Here is a 208-nt window from a genome sequence, read left to right on the forward strand (position 1 = left end):
CGAGTCGACGGGTGATGTGGTCGCGTAACTTTCCTGGCTGTCCGCAGTCCGGGCACACGCCGACAACGGCTACTGGCGTGGCCTCAATGATGGTCAACGCTCCGGCATCAGCGGCACCGGTGATGGCAAGCCCGATTTCCGCGGTACGGCAGATAGTGTCAGCAACGAGGTTTCCAGTAGGCTTCACAGTACGGGTCCCTGGTGGGTT

General features: G+C 61.5%; 1 pseudogene. It reads right to left on the reverse strand.

The features are described 5' to 3' along the window. A pseudogene (locus QP999_RS13380) lies at nucleotides 1–187 on the reverse strand (ISL3 family transposase); the annotation flags it as partial. Nucleotides 188–208: the final 21 nt, after the last annotated feature.

Source organism: Corynebacterium sp. MSK004 (assembly GCF_030232515.1).
Classification (GTDB): domain Bacteria; phylum Actinomycetota; class Actinomycetes; order Mycobacteriales; family Mycobacteriaceae; genus Corynebacterium; species Corynebacterium hesseae.